This window comes from Pseudoalteromonas sp. SR45-5, from assembly GCF_014163565.1.
GTDB lineage: Bacteria > Pseudomonadota > Gammaproteobacteria > Enterobacterales > Alteromonadaceae > Pseudoalteromonas > Pseudoalteromonas distincta.
Window position 1 is genome coordinate 1 of sequence record NZ_JACJDN010000238.1, and the last position, 5,655, is coordinate 5,655.

Genomic DNA, 5,655 nt, shown 5'->3' on the forward strand with positions numbered 1-5,655 from the left:
TCAACTTTGGGAAAATACCATGGCGCTTTTGGAAATCGTCGATATAGGAGTCTACCTACAGTGTATGATTAGCAAGCTTAGTACCAACTTCATAAAACAATTAAAATTCAATAAAAACAATTAACTAAGCATCCACCTTAACTCATCAACTAATCCCCTTGTTCCAGTTTTGTGCACGTTTTTACCGCTCTGCACCAAATTAATTAGTATAATTTAGGTATGTTTTCTATTTTTTTATTTAGTTTTAAAACTTACTATTGATGAAATCAATGTCAGTTATTGAAAACAACAATTTCATTAATAATACACTTAGCGCTAGAGTGAAGTTAAGCCAACAAACTAAGAGTAATAATTATGACAACATCAAGCTTCACACAACAAGACGGGTTATTTATTGATGCTAACTTACATCAGTTTATTGAAGAGCAGTTATGCGCAAAAACTAACACCACTGAAACTTACCAAGCATTAGCTACTTTAGTTGATGAGTTTGGTTGTAAATGCCGTAAAACAAAGCACCAACCAAATGATGTATTAGAAGTGGATACATTGCTAAACGCATACCAACTTAAAAACCACCCACTTTGCCATGTTGATGCACAAACGACAGAAGCCGTTTTAGACGAATATTGCTGCCAGGTTCCTGCCATTATTGTTGTTGCGTTAATGGATACGCTTAGTGGTACGCAGTGCGATGAACCTCAAGCACATGAGATTTACCATCGTGCAGCGCAGTTAACCAACCGCCCTTGCATGCACAGAGTAAAAACTGCCTCAGCAGCTTAATAATGAATGTGTTTAAAAGTGCTCGATAACCTTCTTTGCAAAGCCAGTACAAGTTAAGGTTGTCGAGTTATGAATACTTGAGTTATCGCTCTGCTCTTGCGCTAAATCAAAGGTTACTTCACCGCTTTTAAATGTTTGCTCTAACGCATTTTCTATTAGTAATGCGGCCTCGTCCCATCCCATAAATTTAAGCATTAATACCGCACTTAAAATACTACTGCTGGGGTTTGCTTTATTTTGCCCTGCTATACGTTCAAACGTGCCGTGTGTAGGCTCAAAAAATGCGACATCGTTATTTAAATTTGCAGCAGGCATTATGCCAACACCGCCAACTTGTGCGCTCAGCATATCCGCTAAAAAGTCACCATTTTGATTAGTCGTCACCACTACATCAAATTGCTCTGGGTGCATTAAACATTGCTGCAGCATGTTGTCGGCTATAACTTCTTTAATAATTAGAGGTGCTTGATTTACTCGCTCTATTTGCAGCCAACGCCCATTTTCATGTGCAGTGGCATTAAATTCGCTTTGCGCAAGTGCATACCCCCAACGCTTAAATGCCCCATCGGTAAATTTAAGTACATTGCCTTTATGCACTAGCGTTAATGATTCACTATCGTTTTTAAGTGCATAGTTAATGGCAAAGCGCATTAGTCGCTCAGAGCCTTCTTTAGATATATTTTTAATACCAATACCGCATTCTTGTGAAAACCTTAAGCGGGTTACGCCCATTTCCTCACATAAAAAATCGAGCATTTTTTCGCTTTCTACACTCCCTGCTTGCCACTCAATACCTGAGTACACGTCTTCGCTGCTATCACGAAGCACTGTTATGTTTGTTAAAAAAGGATTTTTTAAAGGAGAAGGAAGTGCGCTAAAGCCTTTTATAGTTCGCATATTTACAAACAAATCCATTTCTTGCCTGAGTGCAACATTAAGCGATCTAAAGCCACCACCCAGTGGTGTGGTTAACGGCCCTTTTATGGCAATTTTGCAGGCACGTACCGCGTTAATTGTTTCTTGTGGAAACCAGTCACCGTCATACAGCTTTGCGGCCTGCTCGCCATTATAAACTTGCATCCAATGAATTTTCCGTGCACTTTTATAACAATGCTCAATTGCACTATCAACAACGTGGCGCATCACCGGCATAACATCCAGCCCCACGCCATCGCCATCAATAAAAGCAATGATAGGTTCTAACGGTATTTGCCAATGTCCTTGTGCATCAATAGTGATATTTTGGCCGTGCTCAGGAACTTGAATATGCTGATACGTCATGGCTAAAACCTAACTTAAAATAACGATTAATTGATTAAACCATGCTTAGCTAGAGGTGTCTGTATTTGTACTTTTATAGTTACTATCATTTTAAAAAATAAAGAATTAGGCGTGATTATTTATCCATTTAGTTGGTCTTGTATATTAAGCCTGGCGTACCAGTTATTAAATTACAGTGGAGCATTTTAATGAAATACTTTTTTGTACTGCTACTATCAATCAGCTCTTTTAACGTATTAGCCGCTGAAGTAGTCATACATAACCTTAGCTCGCTCTCAAGTAATGCTCAAAATACGGTGTCTACATGGGTTAATCAAAGTGTTGAAAAAACACAAAATACACTGGGGCCTTTAAAGCAAACCACTTTGCCTATTTATTTAAAACCGCAATACTTTGCTTTTGAGCCTGTACCTTGGGCTACAGTTAAGCGCAATAACCCCGATGGGATTGAACTACATATAGATCGCTACGCCAGTTTAAATGCATTCACTAAAGATTGGACGCTATACCATGAACTTTCGCATTTATATTTGCCGCTACTTCCCTACTCCGGTTTTTGGCTAAGCGAGGGTTTTGCCAGTTATATGCAAAACGTAATAATGCGTGACAGCGGTATAATCACCCAGCCACAGTTTGTACAACGTTTAAATGCAGGATTTGATCGTGCCCGCCTGCAAACCAAAACTAAAACACAGCCACTTAATAAGCTCTCTGCCGATATGTGGAAACAACGCGCCCAGCAACGTGTTTATTGGACGGGTGCGGCTTTTTTTGCACAGGCCGACCTTAAGCTACAAAAACAAGGTTTATCTGTCGCGGGTATAATAAAACAGTATCAAACATGCTGTAGACCCGCTCGTTCTAGTGCTAAAACCTTTATAAAAGAGTTAGATAAGTTATCCGGCAGCAGCATTTTTACAACGCTGTATGCAAAATATAATACCCGTACTGATTTTCCTGATATTAATAAAAAGCAGCTAAACACGCTTTAACGGCTGCTCTGTTTTATATAGCTACTATATTCAACCAGCCCTTGCGCATTAAAATTGGTTGAGTACTCGTTCATAAAACCATGCAAAAAATTGGTTTTATAGCACTTAACACCCGCTTTGGTGCTTAAAGCTTTAATAACTTCATCGACATTAAAGTGACTCTCACTTGCTGGGAATATGAATTCACAGGGTACATTTGCATCTAACGCTAAATAATTACGAATTTGCGACGGATAAAAGCCAATTAACTTTTTAAGGTGTGTATTGCCTGTTAATAACTGTGCCCGCCATGCTGCACTTGCCCCTGCGCTAAACGCAATACATGTGGTCGGCACTTTTAAACTCTCAAAGCATTCTAGAAGTTTGTCCGTGTATTTGTCATGGCCACACTGCTGTATAAAATTATTATAACTATCTTGTTCACTTTCAATAGCTTGAATCTTGTTATTGTATGGGTCAACAATCACTAAATTTGAACTAATTGCCTGTGATAACTTACTTAAAGCAGGGGTTAAACCATAAATATCACTCACTATTAGGTAATTCATACTTATCCTTTGGTAACTAAAAATGGGCTTTGTAAGCAGTTGATAAGATTTATTATAAATATTTTTATAATAAATAGCTTGCACACAATTTATATATAAGTTACCTTCCCTCTCTGGTTTAAAGAAACCGCCGCGGTTAACCATTTACCCTGATCCAGTAAGCCCCGCAAAACGTATATTTGAAAGCTAAGTTATTGTACGGCGAGAACCCCTTGAATAATACCGAGATGATTTTTTACTATCATCGCAAAAGTGTCATAAAGATCGTCAACACTGTAATGAAGCTAAACACAACATCGTTAATTTATTGACTGCAATTTGCTATACAAATATAGCGCAGAATAAATAACAAGAATAAAGTGAGTTTTATTATGTCTTATAAATATAACGGGTCTATGATCCAAATAGCACATCCAGTGCAATCAATTTCAGTAAACAAACATCGTGTAATCTTCAGTGATACACAAGGTTTAAAAAATGCATTATTTCAAAAAGCGAGTGATGCACGCCAGTTTGTTAAGTGGCTAAAAGCTAACTAAGCAACATATAACTTTAATTGCCATTCTATTATTGCAATTATTGATAAGATATTATGCCAGCCTTGTTGCTGGCATTTTACTTTTTAGCCCTTTATTGGTTACAATAGTTTTACAATAATAATTACTGGTAGCTGTTGTAATGCTCCGTATATTTTTAACTTTCTTACTTTTTTTCTGTCTGAGCTCAATAAGCAATGCTAGAACCATAAACTGGCTAGCGCACGATTTTGCACCCTATTATATTTTAAATGGTCAATATCAACACCAAGGCCGTGACGAAAGCATAATTTCTTTACTTGAAAAACAACTTCCTAATATTACCTTTAACCGCATGCTTATCCCCTCAGGTAAAGTAATTCAAGAGCTGTCTAATACTTCAAATAATGTTTGTGCGTTATCGCTTTATAAAAATGATTACAGAAAAGAGCATATTTATTTCACAGACGAAAGCTCAACAACAGGCCTCTCGCCTTCAATAGCAATGCATAAAAAGCTGGCCAAAGCGCTAAATATAGCAGAATCAAAAGAAGTATCACTACTCAATTTAATACAAGATAAAAAACTAACTCTTGGAGTTTCTATGAGCCGCTCTTACGGCCAAGAGATAGATACTTTAATAAACAGTACACCCAACATTGATTTAGTAATTAGACCCACACGCGATAGCCTAGCGAGCCTTACATATATGCTTAACCTAAAACGAATTGATATTTTGCTGGGTTACCCAAGCGAGCATTACTATTTAGCTAAATCAATGCACTTTGAAGAAAACTTAACGCAGCGTCCATTAACCGAATCTCCAGCGCTCAGTTATGGCTTTATTGGTTGTACTAAAAACGAGCAAGGCGCAAAAGACATCGCTATTCTTAATGAGCAGCTTAAAGTTATTAAAAAAACGCAGGCTTATAACGATTTACTTATGCGCTGGTTGCCAGAGGATTTAAGGCCTCTATTAAAGTCACGTATTAATAGCACAAAATAAACAAATTCAAAGTCGCTTAATTTGAGTTTCTGTTAAGCAAAAAAAACGCCACAGTAAGTGGCGTTTTTATATTCAATAACTGTATTACTTACGAACGCCTTCTATTGATAAAATAATATCAACATGAGTAGATGCAGGCCCTAAGTTGTAATCAATACCATAATCTGTAAGTTTAAGGCTGGTTTCGCCTTCAAAACCTACGCGGTATCCACCCCACGGATCTTTACCTTCACCCACTTTATCTATTTCAAAGGTAATAGTTTTAGTTACGCCATGCAGCGTAAATTCGCCGGTTACGTCGGCCTCTTCACCATCTTCATCAAATTTAATGCTGGTGCTTTTAAATGTCGCTTTTGGGTATTTATCCACATTTAAAAAATCTTTACCATGTAGGTGCTTATCACGCTCTGCATGGTTAGAATCAAGGCTTGTGGTGTCAATATTTACCATAATTTTTGATGCATCAGGATTTTTAGCATCGTAACTAAATGTGCCGTCAAAAGTATTAAAACGACCATATAACCAGC

Annotated in this window: 7 protein-coding genes; 4 read left to right on the plus strand and 3 right to left on the minus strand. The window is 37.5% G+C overall.

Features of this window, described 5'->3' with window-relative positions; all coding sequences use genetic code 11:
* Positions 1–354 precede the first annotated feature (354 nt).
* On the plus strand, positions 355–786 hold the full coding sequence (locus H5072_RS10455) for a hypothetical protein (RefSeq protein ID WP_002961558.1): 432 nt from the start codon (positions 355–357) through the stop codon (positions 784–786).
* A 12-nt stretch (positions 787–798) separates the two neighbouring features.
* On the opposite strand, the gene icd is transcribed toward H5072_RS10455, so the two are convergent.
* Positions 799–2,067, minus strand: coding sequence for an NADP-dependent isocitrate dehydrogenase (icd, locus tag H5072_RS10460; RefSeq protein ID WP_138488944.1), 1,269 nt, complete (start codon positions 2,065–2,067; stop codon positions 799–801).
* Positions 2,068–2,255: 188 nt separating this feature from the next.
* Between icd and H5072_RS10465 the strand changes: the two genes are divergently transcribed.
* Complete coding sequence (locus tag H5072_RS10465) at positions 2,256–3,059, plus strand: hypothetical protein (RefSeq protein WP_039490175.1); 804 nt, start codon at positions 2,256–2,258, stop codon at positions 3,057–3,059.
* Here H5072_RS10465 and H5072_RS10470 read toward each other — a convergent pair.
* The gene (locus H5072_RS10470) at positions 3,056–3,607 is read right to left on the minus strand and encodes a hypothetical protein (RefSeq protein ID WP_182672246.1); all 552 of its coding nucleotides are present in this window, start codon (positions 3,605–3,607) and stop codon (positions 3,056–3,058) included. The genes H5072_RS10465 and H5072_RS10470 overlap by 4 nt on opposite strands.
* 395 nt (positions 3,608–4,002) lie before the next feature.
* On the opposite strand from H5072_RS10470, the gene H5072_RS10475 reads away from it, so the two are divergent.
* Entirely contained in the window at positions 4,003–4,146 is a 144-nt protein-coding gene (locus H5072_RS10475) for a hypothetical protein (RefSeq protein WP_167381322.1), read from the plus strand.
* A 139-nt stretch (positions 4,147–4,285) separates the two neighbouring features.
* Positions 4,286–5,128, plus strand: a complete 843-nt coding sequence (locus tag H5072_RS10480; RefSeq protein ID WP_154903278.1) for a transporter substrate-binding domain-containing protein — start codon at positions 4,286–4,288, stop codon at positions 5,126–5,128.
* Positions 5,129–5,212: 84 nt separating this feature from the next.
* Here the strand turns inward: H5072_RS10480 and H5072_RS10485 are convergent.
* A partial coding sequence (locus H5072_RS10485) for a YceI family protein (RefSeq protein WP_182693492.1) occupies positions 5,213–5,655 on the minus strand: 443 nt, incomplete at its 5' end.